Here is a 20,311-nt window from a genome sequence, read left to right on the forward strand (position 1 = left end):
CCCTCTACATATACAGGTTCTTCATGAATCGGTTGCTTCGAGCGGTTTAAATGCTCAACATAAGATTTAATTCCACCTTCATAATGGAACTCTTTCTTCTGCTTATTTTCGCGTTTATCTTCAATTATTAATTTAATATTACGATTTAAAAATGCTAGTTCACGCATACGTGTTGCTAATGTATCAAAATCGTATTCCGTAGTTTCTGTAAAAATTTCTGGATCTGGCTTAAAACGAGTTATTGTTCCTGTATGATCTGTTTCACCAATTACCTTTAAATCTGCGGCTGGGATACCTCGTTCATACTTTTGATAATGAATTTTACCTTCACGATGTACAAATACTTCTAACTCTGTTGATAGAGCATTTACAACAGATGCACCCACACCATGTAAACCACCGGAAACTTTATAACCGCCACCGCCAAATTTACCACCTGCGTGGAGTACAGTCATAATAACCTCTACAGCAGGACGTCCCATTTTTTCTTGTATACCAACTGGAATACCACGACCATCATCCGTCACACGAATACTATTATCTTCTTCGATGCTAACATTAATTTCATCACAGTATCCTGCTAACGCTTCATCAATACTATTATCTACAATTTCCCATACAAGGTGATGAAGACCCTTCCCACTTGTAGATCCAATATACATACCTGGTCGTTTTCGAACTGCTTCCAGTCCCTCAAGTACCTGTATTTGACTTTCATCATATGAATTTTCCTGCATTTGCTTTTGTTCCATTGACACAAAGATCACCTACTTTTCCATTTAAACAGAAATTATGTTCTGTCTATTTCACAATCTACCGTGCCGTTCGTTACATGAATTGTTTTCGCTTGCTTTAACGTTTCGTGTTCAATTCCGTCGACACTCGTCGTTGTCACAAATGTTTGCACTTTTCCTTGAATTGTATTTAAAAGATGTGATTGACGATAATCATCTAACTCTGATAATACATCATCTAATAAGAGGATTGGATATTCTCTAACCTCTGAATAAATCAATTCAATTTCAGCTAACTTTAGGGAAAGTGCGGTTGTTCGTTGTTGCCCTTGTGAACCAAAGACCTGAACATTTTTATCATTAACGAAGAATTGTAAATCGTCACGATGAGGACCAATTAAAGTTGYACCACGAAAAATTTCACGTTGTTTCACAGATTGAAAACTTTCATAGTATACTTCTTTTATTTTCGACAAATCCATTGATTCTGATACATCTACGCTCGGTCTATAGACTATTTCTAGTTCCTCTAATCCTCTACTAATGCCGCGATGGATTGGAGCAGCCCATTCTTGTAATAAATGCAGAAAATCAAAACGTTTTCGCAAAATTTTCGCACCATGTTCAATGAGTTGCAGTGTAAATACATCCAACATCGTTTCCTCATTTTTACTATTCCCTTGCATTTTTTTTAGCAAGTGATTTCGCTGCGTGAGCACTTTTTGATATTGACTTAACTCATACAAATAGACAGGAGCTATTTGTCCAAGTTCCATATCTAAAAAGCGTCTTCGTACTTGAGGGCTTCCTTTTACAAGATTTAAATCTTCTGGGGCAAACATAACAACATTCATTTCACCAATATATTGGCTTAACCTTTGTTGTTCTAGTTGATTTAATTTTGCCTTCTTCCCTTTTTTAGAAATATTTAATTCTAAAGACAAGGAACTGTTTCGCTTTTGTAATCTACCTTTTATTTTACCATAATCCTCATCCCACCGGATAAGTTCACGATCGTTCGAAGTTCGATGAGACTTGGCCATCGCTAATACATAAATAGCTTCCATCAAATTCGTTTTCCCTTGAGCATTTTCACCAATAATTACATTCACTTTATCCTCAAAGGAGAGATCCAGATATTCATAATTGCGATAATTTTTTAATTGTAATTCTTTAATATACAAAGGGCTCCCCCTTTATGCTTGAACTTGAAATGTTCCGTTCCCCGGAATTTCAACAATATCATTTGCATATAACTTTCGGCCTCTTCTATTTTCAAGCTCTTGATTGACATACACTTCGTACTCTTGTAAGAACCATTTAACAGCACCGCCTGTATCAATTACATCAGCTAACTTTAAAAATTGTCCCAGTGTAATGTACTCAGTTGAAATCTTAATACGTTTCATAAAATCGCTCACTTTCTGAAAGTGTTCATTCTTTCATTGTACTAAATAAACCTGCATTAGGAAAGTAATACCCCGAAAATCAAATAAGGGCCACTAGCATATTCAAACTAGTAACCCTCACTCTCGCTTAGTAAGTACGAACTGGTAAAATTAATTGGATGATAGAATCATCATTTACTGTACGAATTAAGAATGGTCTCATCGCTCCAGTAAAACTAATTTTAATTTCTGTACTGTCTAACGCTTTTAATGCATCCATCATATATTTTGCACTAAAGGAGATTTTTAATTCTTCCCCTTCTATTTTTTCACATTGAACTTCCTCTACTACTTTTCCGATTTCTGGTGAATTTGAAGAAAGTTCTAGCATTTGTTGTTCTAATGTCGATAATTTTACAACATTATTGCGACCATCCCTTGCTAGTAAAGAAGCACGATCAATTGCTTGTAAAAACTCTTTTGTATTTACAAATATGTCGGTTTTACTTTCTGCCGGAATTAAACGTGTTGTATCCGGGTAATTCCCTTCTAACAACCTTGAGAAGAATAATAAATGTTTAGTTCGGAATAATACTTGATACTCCGTAATGACAATATCCACCATTTCTTCAGACTCATCTAGAATTTTGCTCAATTCATTTAAACTTTTACCAGGGATAACAACATTCGCTTGAAATTCATCAGAAATTGTATGACCTTCAATCTTTGCTTTACGAAGTGCTAACCTGTGACTATCTGTTGCAATACAAGTCAATTTGCTGTTATATACTTTCCAGTTTACACCTGTCAAGAYCGGACGAGTTTCAGAACTTGAAACCGCAAATACAGTTTGACGAATCATATGTTTTAGTAAATCTGTCGGGATTTTAAATACATGATGTTCTTCAATTTGCGGTAATAATGGGTATTCAGCGGCATCTAAACCATTTAGATTAAACTCTGACTTTCCAGATTTTATTTTTGTCATAAAATGATTTTCCACAGAGATTTCTACTGTTTCTTTTGGTAATTTTTTTACGATCTCACTAAAATATTTTGCTTGTAAAACAATGCTCCCCGATTGTGCAATTTCAACAATTTCTTTTCCATTTTCTTCAACTGGAATAAAAGATTCAATCGAAATATCAGCATCGCTTCCTGTTAATGTAACACCTTCTTCAGTTGCTACAACTTTAATTCCTGTAAGTATGGGAATAGTTGTACGAGAGGAAACTGCCTTCATTACATCTTGTACACTTCTTACAAGATAGTCTTTTTGAATTGTAAAACGCATAGCGAAAACCTCCGGCAAGTATAAGATTTTATTTATTTAATAAATATAAAAAAATAGTAGTAATAGTAATAGGGCTTGTGGATATGTGGATAACTCCATTTAGAGACGGAAAAACAGTCTATCTACATGTGGATAGACTGTGTGTAAAACAAGGGAAGTTATTCACACTATTCAGCTACTACTTTAAAATATCATTGATTTCCTCAACTTGTTTTTGTAGTTGTGTATCAGTTTTTAATAGTTTTGAAATTTTTTCGTGCGCATGGATGACTGTTGTGTGATCACGTCCACCAAATTCTTCACCAATTTTAGGTAAAGATGAATCTGTTAACTCACGTGATAGATACATTGCAATTTGGCGAGGGAATGCGACTGATTTTGTGCGTTTTTTTGCTTTAAAGTCTTCTAGTTTAACTTGAAAAACATCTCCAACGGCTTTTTGAATATCATAAATAGAAATAATCTTTGGTTTAGAATTTGGAATAATATCTTTAAGTGCTTCGGCAGCTAAATCCGCATTAATATCTTTATTAATTAAAGATGAATAAGCAACAACTCGAATAAGTGCACCTTCTAGTTCACGAATGTTCGAGTCGATTTGATTTGCGATATAGAGCATGACTTCATTTGGGATATCAAGGCCTTCTGCTTTCGCTTTTTTTCGTAAAATCGCAATTCTCGTCTCTAAATCTGGCGGTGTAATATCTGTAATAAGTCCCCACTCAAAACGGGAGCGAAGGCGATCTTCTAATGTCGGGATCTCTTTTGGCGGTCGGTCGCTTGAGATTACAATTTGCTTGCTTTCTTCATGTAGCGCATTAAATGTATGGAAGAACTCTTCTTGTGTTTGTTCTTTTCCAGCAAGAAATTGAATATCATCTATAAGCAAGACATCGACATTACGGTATTTATTACGAAAATCGACAGCTTTATTATCACGAATAGAGTTAATAAATTCATTTGTAAATTTTTCTGATGACAGATAAACAACCTTAGCATTCGGATTATGTTCAATGACATAATGACCAATTGCATGCATTAAGTGTGTTTTTCCAAGCCCGACTCCCCCATAAATAAATAGCGGGTTATATGCTTTAGCCGGTGCTTCAGCAACTGCTAATGAAGCTGCATGAGCAAAACGGTTCCCAGAGCCAATAACAAATGTATCAAACGTGTATTTTGGATTTAACATGCTCTGTGGTAAGTGATTAGACTCATCATTTATTCTTTTCTTTTTAGCAGGAGGATAGTCAATCTCCTCTTCAGTTTGACTTTGGGGAATAATAAAGCGAATTTCTAGCTTTGCTCCTGTTAAATCATAAAGTGTTTCTGAAATTAGCTCTGAATAATGAGATTCTAGCCAGTCACGAGCAAATTCATTTGGAGCTGTAATCGTTAATATATCTTTTTTCAAAGCATGTGCTTTGGTTGATTTCAACCATGTCTCATAACTTGGTTTACTGACCTTTTTTTCTAGTTCTTTCAAAGCACTATTCCATAAATCAGAGATATTTTCCAAAGGTGTCCCTCCTTTACAAAGATGGTAAAAGAATAAGGTTGTGCAACAATTGTACAACCCTGAAATAACAAAAATGTATATTTATACGAAACGTATTTTAAAACCTAAAAACGTCGTTTGTATACGAGATAGAGTTTTCGACAAAAAACACAAATGTGGACAACTATTTACCCACATGTGATTATAACTGTCCACATGTTATGCACAATTTGTGGATAAATTAAACTTGTGGAAAACTTGTCCAAGGTGAAAACACAACTATAATATCAAAAAAAGATAGCGATAGCAATGAATTTCAGAAAGTTATCCACAAAATCAATACCTTGTGGAATAAACTTGTCCACAATACGATATACTGTGTAAAAGTGAAAAAAAAATTTGTGGATACAAAAAAATGAAAAATACATTATCCACAAAGAAATAAAACAGCTGTGAAATAAATTGTGAATAGGTTCAAAATGAATATTTGATGAAAATTTGGAGAACCATTGACATTTTCCTAGTTGATTAACTATAATTTATAAGACTGTCTTTAACAGATATTCCTCAGGGAGGTGTCATATAATGAAAAGAACTTACCAACCAAATAAACGTAAGCGCAGCAAAGTACATGGTTTCCGCAGCCGTATGAGCACAGCGAACGGACGTAAAGTGCTAGCAGCTCGTCGTCGTAAAGGAAGAAAAGTATTATCTGCGTAGACCACTGATCGTTCAGTGGTCTTTTTTTCTAGTAATAATGAATTTCCACTGATGAAATACAGGAGTGTCAATTGATATGAAGAAAAAAAATCGTATAAAGAAAAATGATGAATTTCAGGCTGTTTTTCAAAATGGAAAATCAAATGCAAATCGTCAGTTTGTGGTCTATCAGCTTGAAAAAGCGGAGCAATCATACTTTCGCATTGGTCTTTCCGTTAGCAAAAAGTTAGGAAATGCAGTAGTACGTAATCGAATTAAGCGTATGATTCGCCAATCGATTGCAGAATTAAAAGATGAGATAGATTCTGGAAAAGATTTTGTTATAATAGCAAGGAAGCCTTGTGCAGATATGACATACGAACAATTGAAGAAAAGCTTAATTCATGCCTTTAAGCGCTCTGGTATTAAAATAACAAACAAGTAGCGTAGGAAAAGGAAAATGAATTACAATATATACATACCGAAACAAGGAGGAGCAGGCTGTGAAAAAAAAGATAGGATTACTAGTCATGGTTATTGCTTTAATGGCAATTGCTACTGGCTGTAATGAAACGAATCAGCCGATTACACCGAAAAGTACAGGGATCTGGAATGAATATTTCGTATACCCGCTTTCTCAGTTAATCACATATTTTGCAAACTTATTTGGTAGTAATTATGGTTTAGCGATTGTTGTCACAACTCTTATCATTCGTTTTGCATTGTTACCATTAATGATTAAGCAGACGAAGAGTACGAAGGCAATGCAAGCATTGCAACCAGAAATGGCGAAGTTAAAAGAGAAATATAGTTCTAAAGACCAAGCAACGCAGCAAAAGTTACAACAAGAAATGATGCAGTTGTATAAAACACACGGTGTAAATCCATTAGCGGGTTGTTTACCAATTTTTATTCAAATGCCAATTTTATTCGCATTTTACCATGCAATTATGAGAACGGCAGAGATTAAGCAACATAGCTTCTTATGGTTTGATTTAGGACATGCGGATCCGTACTATATCCTTCCAATTGTTGCGGCAATCACAACATTTATTCAGCAAAAACTTGCAATGGCAGGTACTGCTGGACAAAATCCACAAATGGCAATGATGATTTGGCTTATGCCAATCATGATTTTAGTCTTTGCAATTAACTTCCCAGCAGCATTATCACTATATTGGGTAGTTGGTAACATCTTTGGTATCGCTCAAATGTATATGATCAAAGGGCCTGAAATTAAGGCTAGTAAGGCAAGAGGATCAAGCAAGTGAGTATAATTACTGCTAAAGGACAAACAGTCGAGCTGGCAGTACAAGATGCTTTAAGACAATTAAAAGTTTCAAGGGATCAAGTAGACGTGAATGTGATTGATGAGGGAAAGAGAGGATTTCTAGGTTTTATAGGGAATCGTCCAGCTATCGTGGAAGTTGTAATGAAGAAAGATCCCATTCAAGAAGCTGAGCAATACTTACAAAGTGTTGTTCAGGAAATGGGTGTGGATGTGATGATTACGAAAAATGTAAAGGGGCGAGAAATTGAGTTTACACTTTTTGGAAAAGATGTAGGGGTATTGATCGGAAAAAGAGGACATACATTAAATTCTTTACAATATTTAACAAAACTTGTTGCGAATCGCACTACAAAGCAATATATTGGTATCACAATTGATGCTGAAAACTATCGTAGTAAGAGGAAAGATACGTTAGAATCGCTTTCTTATCGATTAGCAAAACAGGTAACGGTAACTAAAAAAAATGTTGTGTTAGAACCAATGCCTTCTTTTGAGAGAAAAATTATTCATCAAGCATTGTCCAATCATCCAAATGTAATTACAACTTCCGAAGGGAAAGAACCACATCGACATGTTGTAATATCTTCCAAATAACCGGTTACTCATTCGAGTACCGGTTTTTTTTCTTGTTAATTTATGAAAAATAGATTGTGGATAACTAAAAAACACTAAACTTATCCACTGTGAATAAGTTTAGTGTTTTTTACATGAGGACATAATAAAATGAGTTATTATTCTTTTGTAGATAGGTTCGTTATGGTATCCTAATAGTTTAGTGAAGGAAAAAATCATGTTGAAATAGAGAGAAATAAGCAAGTGAGGTGAAAGGACATGGATTTTGATACAATTGCTGCAATTTCCACGGCACTTGGGGAAGGGGCAATTGCCATTGTTCGAGTAAGTGGAGAGGATGCGATTGAAAAGGTCAATCGCATTTTTAAAGGGAAAGATTTAACGGCAGTTTCTTCTCATACGATTCACTACGGTCATATTGTTGATTTAGATACAGATCAAGTTATCGAAGAGGTAATGGTATCAATTATGCGAGCGCCAAGGACATTTACGCGTGAAAATATTGTAGAAATCAATTGTCACGGTGGTCTTGTTTCTGTAAATAAAGTATTACAACTTATTTTGGCTCAAGGAGTGCGTTTGGCAGAACCGGGTGAATTTACAAAGCGTGCATTTTTAAATGGGCGTATTGACTTATCGCAAGCAGAAGCTGTAATGGATTTGATTCGTGCGAAAACAGATCGAGCGATGAACGTAGCAATGAATCAAATGGAAGGGCGATTATCTAAATTAATCGGTCGCCTTCGTCAGGAAATTTTAGAAACATTAGCTCATGTAGAAGTAAATATAGATTATCCAGAATACGATGATGTCGAAGAAATGACGCACAATATTTTAATTGAAAAAGCCACACATGTTCGCGGTGAAATTAAAACAATATTGGAGACATCTAAGCAAGGGAAAATTTTACGAGAAGGAATTGCAACGGCAATTATCGGAAGACCGAACGTTGGGAAATCCTCGTTATTAAATAGTCTCGTGCAAGAGAAAAAGGCGATTGTGACAGATATAGCAGGAACAACACGCGATGTAATTGAAGAGTATGTCAATGTGCGTGGTGTGCCACTTAAACTTATTGATACGGCGGGAATCCGTGAAACTGAAGATATTGTTGAACGAATCGGTGTAGAACGATCAAAAGAAATGATGGGACAGGCTGATTTAGTTCTAATTGTAGTAAACTATAGTGAAGCATTAACAAATGAAGATGAAGGCTTATTCCGTGCAGTGCAAGGAAAAGACTTTATTGTCATTGTAAATAAAACAGATTTACCAAAGCAAATTGATATGAAACGTGTTACAGAATTAGCAGGTAAAAATCGTATGATCACAACGTCGCTAATTGAAGAAAAAGGTGTAGATGAGCTAGAAAAAGCGATAGCAGATCTATTCTTTGAAGGAACAATTGAGTCAGCAGATATGACGTATGTTTCTAATGCGAGACATATCGGTTTATTAACACAAGCGGAAAAGACAATTGGAGATGCTATTGAGGCAATAGAGAACGGTGTGCCAATTGATATGGTTCAAATCGATCTAACAAGAACGTGGGAAATCCTTGGTGAAATTACTGGTGATACTGTTCATGAAAGCTTAATCGACCAATTATTTTCTCAATTTTGTTTAGGAAAATAACATATAGTTGTTTTAGAAGGATAGATAATTTTAGGAGGAATAATAATGGGATACAATGCCGGTTCTTACGATGTCATAGTGATCGGTGCAGGTCATGCAGGATGTGAAGCTGGGCTTGCAGCAGCACGAATGGGCTCAAAAACATTAATGTTAACAATTAATTTAGATATGGTTGCTTTTATGCCATGTAACCCTTCTGTTGGTGGACCAGCGAAAGGGATTGTTGTACGTGAGATTGATGCATTAGGCGGTGAGATGGGACGAAACATTGATAAAACTCACATCCAAATGCGTATGTTAAATACGGGAAAAGGTCCGGCTGTACGTGCTCTTCGTGCACAAGCGGATAAATTTTCATATCAACATGAATTAAAGAAAACAATTGAAGAAACGCCAAATTTAACATTATGTCAAGGAATGGTAGAGCGTCTAATTGTTGAGGATGATGTATGTAAAGGTGTAATTACACAATCAGGTGCTGAATATACAGCAAAAACAGTTGTAATTACAACGGGTACATTCCTACGTGGTGAGATTATCATGGGCGATTTAAAATACTCAAGTGGTCCGAATAATCAGCAACCATCTATCACATTATCTGAGCATCTAGAGGAACTTGGCTTTGATCTTGTCAGATTTAAAACAGGTACGCCTCCTCGTGTGAATAGCAATACAATTGATTATAGTAAAACGGAAATTCAACCGGGTGATGAAAAACCACGTGCATTTTCTTTTGAAACTACAAAATTTATTATGGATCAAATTCCATGTTGGTTAACATATACAAGTGAAGAGACACATCGTTTAATTGATCGAAACTTGCATCGTTCAGCTATGTATTCTGGTATGATTAAAGGAACAGGTCCACGTTATTGTCCTTCAATTGAAGATAAAGTGGTGCGATTTAACGATAAACCGCGTCATCAAATTTTTTTAGAGCCGGAAGGTCGTAATACACAGGAAGTATATGTACAAGGTTTGTCAACAAGTTTACCGGAAGATGTCCAGCGTGAAATGCTTAAAACGATTCCTGGTTTAGAGAATGTTGAGATGATGCGTACAGGTTATGCGATCGAATATGATGCAATTGTGCCAACTCAGTTGTGGCCGACACTGGAGACGAAAAAAATTAAAAATTTATATACAGCAGGTCAAATTAACGGTACGTCTGGTTACGAAGAAGCAGCAGGACAAGGAATTATGGCCGGAATTAACGCAGCATGCCGCTCTCTAGGGAAGAAAGAGGTTATTTTAGGTCGTTCAGATGCTTATATTGGTGTTTTAATTGATGATCTTGTGACAAAAGGGACAAACGAACCATATCGTCTTTTAACATCCCGTGCTGAATACCGTCTATTATTGCGTCATGATAATGCCGATCTTCGTTTAACAGAAATTGGCCACGAAATTGGCTTAATTCCAGAAGAGCGTTACGGGCGTTTTACTGTGAAAAAGGAACAGATTGAACAAGAAAAATTACGTTTAGAAAGCATTATTATTAAACCACGTCCTGAAGTGCAAGAATTAATTCGCAGTATTGGTGGAAGTGAATTAAAGGATGGAATACGTGCAAGTGACTTACTACGTCGTCCGGAAATGACGTATGAACATATTCGTATTCTTGCGCCAAGTGAAGTGGAAATACACGATGAAATTGCAGAGCAGGTAGAAATTCAAATTAAGTATGAAGGATATATCGAAAAATCCTTACAACAAGTAGAGCGTATGAAGAAAATGGAAAGCAAAAGGATTCCTGTTGATATTGATTATGATGCGATTTCTGGAATCGCTTCTGAAGCAAGACAAAAATTAAAAGATGTTCGTCCTCTTTCTATGGGGCAAGCATCCCGTATTTCCGGAGTAAATCCAGCTGATATTTCCATTTTACTTGTGTATATTGAACAAGGAAAAATTGCGCGAGTATCGAACCAATAAATAATAAGGAGATATGGCAAGATGAACATAGAACAATTTCAATCTATGCTAGGAGAAAGAGGAATTAACCTTTCTCCTAGGCAATTAGAGCAATTTGAAATCTACTTTGAAACATTAGTAGAATGGAATGAGAAAATGAATTTAACAGCTATTACAGAGAAAGAAGAAGTGTATTTAAAACACTTTTTCGACTCGATTACAGCTGCTTTTTATAATGATTTTTCAAAGCCGTTTTCTATTTGTGATGTCGGTGCAGGAGCAGGATTTCCAAGTATTCCATTGAAAATTTGTTTCCCGCATTTAAAAGTAACGATTGTAGATTCATTGCAAAAACGTATCAATTTTTTAAATCATTTAGCCCAAAAATTAGAGCTAAGTGATGTTGCGTTTTGTCATGATCGTGCTGAAACATTTGGGAAAAAAGAAGGTGTACGTGAATCGTTTGATATCGTGATGGCGCGTGCGGTAGCACGTCTTTCTGTATTGAGTGAGTTATGTTTACCCCTTGTAAAAGTAGGTGGGACATTTATCGCTATGAAAGGTGCAGCTGCCAATGAAGAGATTGAAAATGGTAAGTATGCTTTAGAAATACTTGGCGGTGAACTAAAAGAGATTTCTACTTTCCAATTACCATTTGAAGAAAGTGAACGTAATATTTTAGCAATCGTGAAAAAGCGCAAAACACCAAAGAAATATCCGCGTAAGCCAGGGACACCCAATAAATTACCTATTGAAAAATAAATCTTATTAGACGTAAGATTAAATTATATAAATGAAAACGTAAATGTTTCATAGGAAACATTTCTGTGTAGGACATTCAATAGGCCCAAAGGTGGTGGAATATGTATGAAAAATACGTTTTCTCGTTTATTTGGCTTTGGAGATAAAGAGAGCGAATTCGAATTACAAAACGAAAGCCATGAAGAAATAGATAAAAAGGTACATGAAGAAATACAAGAAATTCCGATAGCAAATATCATTCCCAATCGCTATCAACCACGTACAGTTTTTGATGACGCACGTATTGATGAACTTGCGTTGACCATTCGTACACATGGACTCATTCAACCAATTGTTATCAGGAAATATGAAGAAGATAAGTATGAAATTATTGCCGGGGAAAGACGTTTTCGTGCTGCAACGAAATTAGGATGGGAAAAAGTTCCGGCGATTATCAAAAACTTAAATGATACGGAAACAGCTTCTGTTGCTCTCATTGAGAACTTGCAACGTGAGGAATTAACAGCAATTGAAGAGGCTGTTGCTTATCAAAAGCTAATTGAGTTACATAATTTAACACAAGARGCATTAGCGCAGAGGCTCGGAAAAGGACAATCAACAATCGCAAATAAGTTGCGATTATTAAAGTTGCCTGAAGAAATTAAACGAGCATTGCTAGAAAAGAATATTACAGAACGTCATGCCCGTGCCCTTATTCCTTTAAAAAATGAAGAATTACAGTTGAAAGTTTTACAAGAAATTGTAGAAAAACAATTGAATGTAAAACAGGCTGAGGAACGTATTGCTAAGCTATTGGAAGAAGTGAAACCAAAGCGTAAGGCAAAACAGAAAGCGGTAAGTCGTGATATGCGAATTGCAATGAATACAATTAGACAATCGCTACAAATGGTTACAAATAGTGGACTGAAAGTAAATTCTGAAGAAGAAGAATTTGATGAGTACTATCAGATCACAATTAAGATTCCTAAAAAAAAATAATTCATATTTGATAGAGATCTCATCCTTTGGAGAGATCTCTTTTCTTATATTTTTCTTCCTAAATGAAGAAGGAGTTTTGGAATAAATTTTGAAGTTTAATAAGGATGCAAAAGAAAAATTTTTATTTCATGTTACAATAAACATAATTATTTTCAGAATAAGACAGAAAGGTTGAAAGTAGGTGACATCATGGGAAAAATCATTGCTATTGCTAATCAAAAAGGCGGTGTAGGGAAAACAACAACGTCTGTTAACCTAGGAGCTGGATTGGCACAGGTAGGAAAAAAAGTATTGCTTATTGACATTGATGCTCAAGGGAACGCAACGACAGGTGTAGGAATTGAAAAGTCGGAATTAGATCAATGTATTTATAATGTTCTTGTGGAAGATGCTGATGTTCAAGGGGTTATACAAAAAACCGCAACTGAAAATTTAGATGTTCTACCTGCTACAATTCAATTGGCAGGTGCTGAAATTGAACTGGTACCGACCATTTCCCGGGAAGTTCGTTTACAAAGGGCTTTGCAGCCAATCCGTAATGAATATGATTATATTATTATTGATTGTCCCCCATCTTTAGGCTTATTAACAATTAATGCACTAACGGCAGCAGATTCTGTTATTATTCCAGTTCAGTGTGAATACTACGCATTGGAAGGGTTGAGTCAATTACTGAATACAGTTCGACTTGTACAAAAGCATTTAAATAAAAATTTAGCAATTCAAGGTGTACTATTAACGATGCTAGATGCACGTACAAATTTAGGGATTCAGGTTATAGATGAAGTGAAGAAATATTTTCGAGATAAAGTATATCGTTCTATTATTCCGCGCAATGTTCGTTTGAGTGAAGCACCAAGTCATGGAAAACCAATTATGCAGTACGATGCTAAATCAAAGGGTGCAGAAGTGTATATAGATTTAGCAGAGGAAGTGATTGCTGGTGGCTAAAGGATTAGGAAGAGGGATTAATGCTTTTTTTCCAGATTTAGATGTGAGAGAGGAAGAAAAAATTCAGGAAATTGCACTAACTGAATTAAGGCCAAACCCCTACCAACCGCGTAAAAACTTTCAAAAAGAAGCTATTCAAGAACTGGCAGCATCTATTAAAGAACATGGTATTTTACAACCTTTAATCGTAAGGAAAAGTATTAAAGGATATGAAATCGTTGCTGGTGAACGTAGATACCGTGCTGCAAAAGAAGCATGCCTTGAAAAGGTGCCAGCTGTCGTTCGAGAATTAAATGAACAGCAAATGATGGAGTTTGCCTTGTTAGAAAATCTACAACGTGAAGATTTAAATCCAATGGAAGAAGCTTTGGCATATCAAATGCTAATGGATGAGCTGAATGTAACTCAAGAGCAATTAGCAAGGCGCCTTGGAAAAAGTAGGCCATATATTGCTAATTATGTTCGGTTGCTTACACTTCCTTCATTTGTTCAAGAAATGATTGCGAATGGAAGTCTATCCATGGCACATGGACGGACATTACTTACAATAAAAGATGAAGAACAGCTAAAGTCTTTATTAAAGCGTATTGAAAAAGAAGGATTGAATGTTAGACAGCTAGAGCAAATTGTTCAACAGATTCATCAACGCGTTTCACGTGAAACAAAGACAGTGAAGCGAGAGCGGAATATATTTTTCGAAGAGCGCGAAACATTGTTAAGAGAAAAGTTTGGAACAGGTATAAAAATTAAAGAAACAAAGAAAGAAAAAGGGAAAATTGAAATAGAATTTTTCGATAAGGAAGATTTAAATCGCATTTTAGAATTATTATCCGGGGAAAACTGAAAAGCAAACCATCTTTTTATTTATAGATGGTTTGCTTTTTTTAATACGGATAATTTTTGATCTGTTTCCTTTATACTTTGGGCAATAACGTCTGCCATTTTCATAACGAGGCTTAATCTTGTATTTTGCAAGACAAAAAATTCCATGAAACCATTTAAATTCACGATACCATGTATGTGTAGCTCACCAATCGCAGGTAACTTTTTGTTCATTGCTGCACCAGGTTTACTAGGTCCTTCACCAACAGTTATGGAACCGATACTTTGCGATTTTCCAAGACAAGCATCAATGGCAATAATAAAAGAATCGGGAATTGAAGTCTGTACATTCTGAATTTTATCTTCGAGATTTAACGCATGGATTGGTTCATCAAGTGTGCCGAATACGTGGAAATTTTGAATGTTCATTTGTTCTAGTTTAGATCCGACTAGTGGGCCAAGGGCGTCACCGGTTGAACGATCTGTTCCTATGCAAATTAGGCTGAGGGGGGTATTTTGACTAATAGGTATATGTGAGAGAAGAAAATCACTAATTGTTGTACAAGCCTCTAAATCGTGATGCATAATATTTTGTGATTCTTTTTCAAAAAAAGGCAAGCGGAAATTCCTTATATTCATGAATCATCCATCCTTCTGATAAATTTTATGATTCACTGTAAAGTTTTATTGAAAAAAATGTAATATGGAAAATTATAAGTTCTTTATTTTTGCAAGCCGTTTATAAAACAGGAAATAATAGTACTAGTATATATATATTCATTACATTTTATACCTGAATCAAAGTGAACAAATGCAAATACAGCAATAAAATTTTTTTCAGAAATGGAGAAAACTTCTGATACAATAAAGAATGAATGAAAAAGAAATTTTTATCGGAGAGGTAGAAGTATATGGATTTATTAACACAAGGATTCGAAGCTACCAAGAGATATTTATTAGATTCAGATCGTTGGGCTTATGTCGGAATGGCAACATTAAAAATATTGATAATTTTAGTACTTGGTGCAGTAGTAGTACGTATTGCTAGAGCAATTGTAAGAAATGCATTCCGTATGGGAAGTCGTTCACCAATTCAAATCTCAGAGCGTCGTACAGTTACAGTAGCGAAATTGCTTGAAAACATTGTGGCATACGTTGTTATGTTCATAATGTTAATAGCGATTTTAGGCGTATTTAACATTAATGCATCAGGTTTACTAGCTGGGGCTGGGGTAATCGGTTTAGCGGTCGGTTTTGGTGCTCAAAGCTTAGTAAAAGATGTTATTACAGGATTGTTTATTTTATTAGAAGATCAGTTTTCAGTAGGTGACCATGTTCGTATCGGCCAATTTGAAGGTGTAGTTTTAGAAATTGGATTACGCACAACAAAGATAAAAAGCTGGACAGGGGAAATTCATATTTTGCCAAATGGTGGTATTACACAAGTAACGAACTTTTCCATTAGTAATAGTGTAGCTTTTGTTGATATATCAATTTCCTATGAAGGTGATATAGCACGAGCAGAACAGGTAATTGAAGATTTATTAGAGGAATTACCTGAAAGATATGAAGAAATGGTAGCAAAACCAGAATTATTAGGAATTCAAACACTTGCTGCATCTGAAGTTGTACTACGTGTTGTCTCTGAAGTAGAACCAATGAAACATATGGCTATTGCTAGAGCCCTTCGTAAAGAGATTAAAAATCGTCTTGATTTACATGGTATTGAAATTCCATATCCACGTATGGTCTTATATAATCGTGAAGAAATGGTTAGTGAAAAAGCAAATTAGTTGTGAGAGGGGTTTAGAGAGTGGAGCAAAAGCAATATAACTTGTACGATGTTGTGGAAATGAAGAAGGCCCATCCATGTGGTGCAAATCGTTGGAAAATTATTCGTATGGGAATGGATATCCGCATTAAGTGCGAGGGATGTGGCCATTCGGTAATGATTCCTCGAAGAGAGTTTGATCGCAAGGTGAAAAAAATTCTTGTAAAGCATGAAGAATAGAGAAGAAGTAACAGCTGCTCCAGGTAGCTGTTACTTTTTTGAACTTTTAGGGAACTTGTCATTTTATTCGTTACTATCTATAATGATGGAAGATTGAGACATAGGAGTGAAAAATATGGGATTAACGGCTGGGATTGTTGGTTTACCTAACGTAGGGAAATCAACATTATTTAATGCAATTACACAAGCGGGAGCAGAATCTGCAAACTATCCATTCTGTACAATTGATCCGAACGTAGGGATTGTAGAAGTACCAGATGAACGCTTAAATAAATTAACGGAACTAGTGGAACCGAAAAAAACTGTTCCGACTGTATTTGAATTTACTGATATCGCAGGTATCGTAAAAGGTGCAAGTAAAGGTGAAGGATTAGGAAACAAATTCTTATCTCATATTCGCCAAGTAGACGCAATTTGCCAAGTTGTTCGTTGTTTTGAAGATGAAAATATTACACACGTTTCAGGAAAAGTAGATCCAATTGATGATATTGAAACAATCAATTTAGAGCTGATTTTAGCAGATTTAGAATCTGTTGATAAACGTATTGAACGTGTAGCGAAATTAGCAAGACAAAAGGATAAAGAAGCAGTATATGAGCACGAAATTTTAGTTCGCTTAAAGGAAGCATTTGAAGCGGGAAAACCAGCTCGTACTGTTGAGTTTACAGAAGAACAAATGAAAATTGTTAAAGGTCTTCATTTGCTTACGACGAAAGAGATGCTTTATGTAGCAAACGTAAGTGAAGATGATATCATGGATCCATCTGAAAATGAATATGTGCAGATGGTAAAAGAATTTGCGGCAAATGAAAATTCACAAGTAATTGTTGTTTGTGCAAAAATTGAATCAGAAATTGCTGAGTTAGATGAGGAAGAGAAAAAAGTATTCCTTGAAGAGTTAGGCATCGAAGAATCAGGTTTAGATCAGCTGATTCGTGCTGCATACGATTTATTAGGCTTAGCTACTTATTTCACAGCTGGTGTACAAGAAGTACGTGCATGGACGTTTAAGAAAGGTATGAAGGCACCACAATGTGCTGGTGTTATCCATACAGACTTTGAACGTGGATTTATTCGTGCTGAAACAGTTTCATATGATGATCTAATGGAGAACGGTTCTATGACAGCAGCTAAAGAAGCTGGAAAAGTACGTTTAGAAGGAAAAGAGTATATCGTAAAAGATGGAGATGTTATGCACTTCCGCTTTAACGTGTAATTTTATATTTCCTAGGAAAAATAGGGATATAAACTTGGCAAATGTATCATATGTTTGCCAAGTTTTTTATTTATTGGTTAGTTGATTCATCTAACTTACTATGATATAATCTAAACTCGTGAGTAATTACTATATAATTAATTGCTCCTTGCCCATTATGGGCCGTTTAGACCAAAAGGAGGTGAAAGTGTAATGAAAAAGTACGAAATCATGTACATCATCCGTCCAAACATGGAGGAAGAAGCTCAAAAAGCTTTAGTTGAGCGCTTCGCAGGCGTTTTAACTAATAATGGTGCAGAAATCATTAACACGAAAGAGTGGGGTAAGCGTCGTTTAGCTTACGAAATCAACGACTTACGTGACGGTTTCTACATGATCTTAAACGTAAATTCTGATGCAGAAGCTGTTAAGGAATTCGATCGTTTAGCTAAGATCAACGAAGATATCCTTCGTCACATCGTTGTTAAAGAAGAAGAAAAATAATTAAGATATATAGGGAGAGTGGTTCGATTGATGAATCGTGTTATCCTCGTTGGTCGTTTAACTAAGGACCCTGACTTACGTTACACGCCCAATGGTGTTGCGGTAGCTACTTTCACGTTAGCTGTAAATCGCGCATTTGCAAATCAACAAGGTGAGCGTGAAGCTGACTTTATTAATTGTGTAATATGGCGTAAACAAGCAGAAAACGTGGCGAATTATTTGAAAAAAGGTAGCTTAGCAGGCGTAGATGGACGTCTTCAAACTCGTAATTATGAGGGACAAGATGGTAAACGTGTATATGTAACAGAGGTTCTTGCGGAGAGCGTACAATTTTTAGAGCCGCGTAATGGCGGTGGGGAGCAACGTGGTTCATTCAATCAGCAACCATCAGGAGCTGGTTACGGTAACCAAGGCTCTAACCCATTTGGTCAATCTGGTAACTCAGGTAACTCAGGTAACTCAGGTAACTCTGGATTTACGAAGAATGACGATCCATTTTCAAATGTAGGTCAACCGATTGATATTTCGGACGACGATTTACCATTCTAATGGTATAAATCGGTTATTTTTAACAAAGAATGGAGGGAAATAGACATGGCAGGACGCAAAGGTGGACGTGCGAAACGTCGTAAGGTGTGTTTCTTCACATCTAACGGCATCACTCGCATTGACTATAAAGATGTTGATTTATTGAAACGTTTCGTTTCTGAGCGTGGTAAAATTTTACCTCGTCGTGTAACAGGAACAAGCGCAAAATACCAACGCAAACTTACAGTTGCAATTAAACGTGCTCGTCAAATGGCACTTTTACCATATGTTGGTGAATAATAGCGTATGAAATGCACAGTAGAGTCCGACTCTACTGTGCATTTTGCTATGCTTTTCTTTTTAGAAATAGGAGGTAAAAGATGAAACGTACAAGGCTTATTACAGAAGGGGCAGTTTTGTTAGCTGTATATGCAGTTTTACTTTTAACATTCTTGTATGTACCTGTTATAAGTATGATTGCAATATTTGCACTTCCATTGCCTTTTCTATTGTTTATGGTAAGGTATCCGTTTTCTAGTACATGTATGCTGTTTGGAGCATCGATTCTTGTTACTATCATTATTAGTTCGCCACTTAGTCTTGTGAATACATTCATGTCAGGCATAATAGGCATCTCTTTAGGATATATGTATAAGAAGAAAAAAGGACCAGCAGAAATATTATTGGTAGGAACGCTTGTATATTTGCTTAATTTTGTACTAGTTTATGTAGCGAGTATACAATTTTTCAACATAGATTTTCTTAAGGAAATGCAAGATATGTTCAAACAAGGAATGGAACAAAGTGAAAAAATAATGAAGGCAGCAGGTGCGCCAATTAGCCAAGAGCAAAAAGATTTATTAGGGCAATTTAGTGATATGCTTCGAATTCTTCTGCCAAGTTTGCTTGTAATGGTTTCTTTAATATATTCTTGGATTACAGTATTAATAGCGGGGAATGTTTTAAAGAGATTAAAGTATACGATAGAGCCATGGCCTAAGTTTAGGGATATGCGATTGCCAAAAAGCATTGTCTGGTATTATGTAGTATGTATTTTACTTTCAACATTTATGAAGGTGGAATCAGATTCATATGTATATATGGCATTTTCTAATCTATATGCCATCTTTTCATTGCTGCTCCTATTCCAAGGTTTTTCATTTATAGCCTTCTTTGCGCATGTAAAAGGTTATGCAAAAGCGATCCCTATTCTCAGTTGTATCATATGTATGATTATTCCAATGTTGTTTCCACTAGTAACAATCTTAGGTATAATTGATTTAGGCTTTTCGTTACGTTCTAAAATACAACCAAAATAAGTGACAACGAGAGATGAGATCAGATCAATGAAACTTCCATCACCAATCGTACTTTTAGGTTTTTGGCATATAAGTCACTGCTATGAAAACTGTACTCATTATCTCGCTTTGTTTTCACTTGGCATGGGGCGGGGAGAGGATCTGACCGCTACTATGCATGGGCGGAGGCGCTCTTCCACCTAAAAAGAAGGATTTTATGCCGGTTTTTCAATTTG

At 35.7% G+C, this 20,311-nt stretch carries 23 protein-coding genes; 17 read left to right on the plus strand and 6 right to left on the minus strand.

Going from position 1 to position 20,311, the window contains the following annotated elements:
* The 5 genes from AC1DIT_RS15980 to dnaA all read right to left on the minus strand — a co-directional run.
* A partial coding sequence (locus AC1DIT_RS15980) for an ATP-binding protein (protein ID WP_476998281.1) occupies positions 1-752 on the minus strand: 752 nt, incomplete at its 3' end.
* A 38-nt stretch (positions 753-790) separates the two neighbouring features.
* On the minus strand, positions 791-1,918 hold the full coding sequence (gene recF, locus AC1DIT_RS15985) for a DNA replication/repair protein RecF (protein ID WP_476998282.1): 1,128 nt from the start codon (positions 1,916-1,918) through the stop codon (positions 791-793).
* Positions 1,919-1,930: 12 nt separating this feature from the next.
* Positions 1,931-2,143 carry a S4 domain-containing protein YaaA gene (gene yaaA, locus AC1DIT_RS15990; RefSeq protein WP_003194149.1) on the minus strand — a complete coding sequence of 71 codons (213 nt, stop codon included), beginning with the start codon at positions 2,141-2,143 and terminating at the stop codon, positions 1,931-1,933.
* A gap of 127 nt (positions 2,144-2,270) precedes the next feature.
* On the minus strand, positions 2,271-3,416 hold the full coding sequence (gene dnaN / locus AC1DIT_RS15995) for a DNA polymerase III subunit beta (protein WP_476998283.1): 1,146 nt from the start codon (positions 3,414-3,416) through the stop codon (positions 2,271-2,273).
* A 178-nt stretch (positions 3,417-3,594) separates the two neighbouring features.
* Positions 3,595-4,935 carry a chromosomal replication initiator protein DnaA gene (gene dnaA, locus AC1DIT_RS16000; protein ID WP_016112831.1) on the minus strand — a complete coding sequence of 447 codons (1,341 nt, stop codon included), beginning with the start codon at positions 4,933-4,935 and terminating at the stop codon, positions 3,595-3,597.
* Between the two features lie 564 nt (positions 4,936-5,499).
* On the opposite strand from dnaA, the gene rpmH reads away from it, so the two are divergent.
* The 10 genes from rpmH (at position 5,500) to AC1DIT_RS16050 (ending at position 14,561) form a co-directional block, all read left to right on the plus strand.
* Complete coding sequence (rpmH, locus tag AC1DIT_RS16005) at positions 5,500-5,634, plus strand: 50S ribosomal protein L34 (RefSeq protein WP_000831901.1); 135 nt, start codon at positions 5,500-5,502, stop codon at positions 5,632-5,634.
* Between the two features lie 76 nt (positions 5,635-5,710).
* Positions 5,711-6,058: a ribonuclease P protein component gene (rnpA, locus tag AC1DIT_RS16010; protein ID WP_016112830.1), complete on the plus strand. Its 348-nt coding sequence runs from the start codon at positions 5,711-5,713 to the stop codon at positions 6,056-6,058.
* Positions 6,059-6,116: 58 nt separating this feature from the next.
* Positions 6,117-6,884, plus strand: a complete 768-nt coding sequence (gene spoIIIJ / locus AC1DIT_RS16015; RefSeq protein ID WP_016112829.1) for a YidC family membrane integrase SpoIIIJ — start codon at positions 6,117-6,119, stop codon at positions 6,882-6,884.
* The gene (gene jag, locus AC1DIT_RS16020) at positions 6,881-7,498 is read left to right on the plus strand and encodes an RNA-binding cell elongation regulator Jag/EloR (RefSeq protein WP_016112828.1); all 618 of its coding nucleotides are present in this window, start codon (positions 6,881-6,883) and stop codon (positions 7,496-7,498) included. Before spoIIIJ ends, jag begins: the two co-directional genes overlap by 4 nt.
* 237 nt (positions 7,499-7,735) lie before the next feature.
* Complete coding sequence (mnmE, locus tag AC1DIT_RS16025) at positions 7,736-9,112, plus strand: tRNA uridine-5-carboxymethylaminomethyl(34) synthesis GTPase MnmE (RefSeq protein WP_016112827.1); 1,377 nt, start codon at positions 7,736-7,738, stop codon at positions 9,110-9,112.
* A gap of 45 nt (positions 9,113-9,157) precedes the next feature.
* Positions 9,158-11,047: a tRNA uridine-5-carboxymethylaminomethyl(34) synthesis enzyme MnmG gene (gene mnmG / locus AC1DIT_RS16030; protein ID WP_016112826.1), complete on the plus strand. Its 1,890-nt coding sequence runs from the start codon at positions 9,158-9,160 to the stop codon at positions 11,045-11,047.
* A 21-nt stretch (positions 11,048-11,068) separates the two neighbouring features.
* Entirely contained in the window at positions 11,069-11,788 is a 720-nt protein-coding gene (gene rsmG, locus AC1DIT_RS16035) for a 16S rRNA (guanine(527)-N(7))-methyltransferase RsmG (protein WP_003202571.1), read from the plus strand.
* A gap of 105 nt (positions 11,789-11,893) precedes the next feature.
* Positions 11,894-12,766, plus strand: coding sequence for a nucleoid occlusion protein (gene noc / locus AC1DIT_RS16040; RefSeq protein ID WP_016112825.1), 873 nt, complete (start codon positions 11,894-11,896; stop codon positions 12,764-12,766).
* A gap of 189 nt (positions 12,767-12,955) precedes the next feature.
* Positions 12,956-13,717, plus strand: coding sequence for a sporulation initiation inhibitor protein Soj (gene soj, locus AC1DIT_RS16045; RefSeq protein WP_016112824.1), 762 nt, complete (start codon positions 12,956-12,958; stop codon positions 13,715-13,717).
* Positions 13,710-14,561, plus strand: a complete 852-nt coding sequence (locus tag AC1DIT_RS16050) for a ParB/RepB/Spo0J family partition protein (protein ID WP_077294292.1) — start codon at positions 13,710-13,712, stop codon at positions 14,559-14,561. The genes soj and AC1DIT_RS16050 overlap by 8 nt, the downstream gene beginning before the upstream one ends.
* A 20-nt stretch (positions 14,562-14,581) precedes the next feature.
* Here AC1DIT_RS16050 and yyaC read toward each other — a convergent pair whose 3' ends face one another.
* Entirely contained in the window at positions 14,582-15,178 is a 597-nt protein-coding gene (gene yyaC / locus AC1DIT_RS16055) for a spore protease YyaC (protein WP_016112822.1), read from the minus strand.
* 272 nt (positions 15,179-15,450) lie between these two features.
* Here yyaC and AC1DIT_RS16060 point away from each other — a divergent pair, with 272 nt between their 5' ends.
* The 7 genes from AC1DIT_RS16060 (at position 15,451) to AC1DIT_RS16090 (ending at position 20,096) form a co-directional block, all read left to right on the plus strand.
* Positions 15,451-16,332, plus strand: a complete 882-nt coding sequence (locus tag AC1DIT_RS16060; RefSeq protein ID WP_016112821.1) for a mechanosensitive ion channel family protein — start codon at positions 15,451-15,453, stop codon at positions 16,330-16,332.
* 20 nt (positions 16,333-16,352) lie between these two features.
* Complete coding sequence (locus tag AC1DIT_RS16065; protein WP_016112820.1) at positions 16,353-16,550, plus strand: DUF951 domain-containing protein; 198 nt, start codon at positions 16,353-16,355, stop codon at positions 16,548-16,550.
* A 115-nt stretch (positions 16,551-16,665) separates the two neighbouring features.
* The gene (ychF, locus tag AC1DIT_RS16070; protein WP_006096782.1) at positions 16,666-17,766 is read left to right on the plus strand and encodes a redox-regulated ATPase YchF; all 1,101 of its coding nucleotides are present in this window, start codon (positions 16,666-16,668) and stop codon (positions 17,764-17,766) included.
* Between the two features lie 192 nt (positions 17,767-17,958).
* Positions 17,959-18,249: a 30S ribosomal protein S6 gene (rpsF, locus tag AC1DIT_RS16075; protein ID WP_003209337.1), complete on the plus strand. Its 291-nt coding sequence runs from the start codon at positions 17,959-17,961 to the stop codon at positions 18,247-18,249.
* Positions 18,250-18,276: 27 nt separating this feature from the next.
* Positions 18,277-18,798 (plus strand): single-stranded DNA-binding protein, encoded by a 522-nt coding sequence (gene ssb / locus AC1DIT_RS16080; RefSeq protein ID WP_016132486.1) that lies wholly within the window; start codon positions 18,277-18,279, stop codon positions 18,796-18,798.
* A 45-nt stretch (positions 18,799-18,843) separates the two neighbouring features.
* The gene (rpsR, locus tag AC1DIT_RS16085) at positions 18,844-19,077 is read left to right on the plus strand and encodes a 30S ribosomal protein S18 (RefSeq protein WP_000918874.1); all 234 of its coding nucleotides are present in this window, start codon (positions 18,844-18,846) and stop codon (positions 19,075-19,077) included.
* Between the two features lie 80 nt (positions 19,078-19,157).
* Entirely contained in the window at positions 19,158-20,096 is a 939-nt protein-coding gene (locus tag AC1DIT_RS16090) for a YybS family protein (protein WP_016112818.1), read from the plus strand.
* The last annotated feature ends 215 nt before the right edge of the window (positions 20,097-20,311 follow it).

This window comes from Bacillus sp. 05T22, assembly GCF_056396765.1.

What these genes read in the sequence shown, in the direction of transcription:
- yaaA (WP_003194149.1), bottom strand. Translation starts at nt 2,143, where the DNA reads ATGAAACGTATTAAGATTTCAACTGAGTACATTACACTGGGACAATTT.
- rpmH (WP_000831901.1), top strand. Translation starts at nt 5,500, where the DNA reads ATGAAAAGAACTTACCAACCAAATAAACGTAAGCGCAGCAAAGTACAT.
- rnpA (WP_016112830.1), top strand. Translation starts at nt 5,711, where the DNA reads ATGAAGAAAAAAAATCGTATAAAGAAAAATGATGAATTTCAGGCTGTT.
- mnmE (WP_016112827.1), top strand. Translation starts at nt 7,736, where the DNA reads ATGGATTTTGATACAATTGCTGCAATTTCCACGGCACTTGGGGAAGGG.
- mnmG (WP_016112826.1), top strand. Translation starts at nt 9,158, where the DNA reads ATGGGATACAATGCCGGTTCTTACGATGTCATAGTGATCGGTGCAGGT.
- rsmG (WP_003202571.1), top strand. Translation starts at nt 11,069, where the DNA reads ATGAACATAGAACAATTTCAATCTATGCTAGGAGAAAGAGGAATTAAC.
- soj (WP_016112824.1), top strand. Translation starts at nt 12,956, where the DNA reads ATGGGAAAAATCATTGCTATTGCTAATCAAAAAGGCGGTGTAGGGAAA.
- yyaC (WP_016112822.1), bottom strand. Translation starts at nt 15,178, where the DNA reads ATGAATATAAGGAATTTCCGCTTGCCTTTTTTTGAAAAAGAATCACAA.
- AC1DIT_RS16060 (WP_016112821.1), top strand. Translation starts at nt 15,451, where the DNA reads ATGGATTTATTAACACAAGGATTCGAAGCTACCAAGAGATATTTATTA.
- ychF (WP_006096782.1), top strand. Translation starts at nt 16,666, where the DNA reads ATGGGATTAACGGCTGGGATTGTTGGTTTACCTAACGTAGGGAAATCA.
- rpsF (WP_003209337.1), top strand. Translation starts at nt 17,959, where the DNA reads ATGAAAAAGTACGAAATCATGTACATCATCCGTCCAAACATGGAGGAA.
- rpsR (WP_000918874.1), top strand. Translation starts at nt 18,844, where the DNA reads ATGGCAGGACGCAAAGGTGGACGTGCGAAACGTCGTAAGGTGTGTTTC.
- AC1DIT_RS16090 (WP_016112818.1), top strand. Translation starts at nt 19,158, where the DNA reads ATGAAACGTACAAGGCTTATTACAGAAGGGGCAGTTTTGTTAGCTGTA.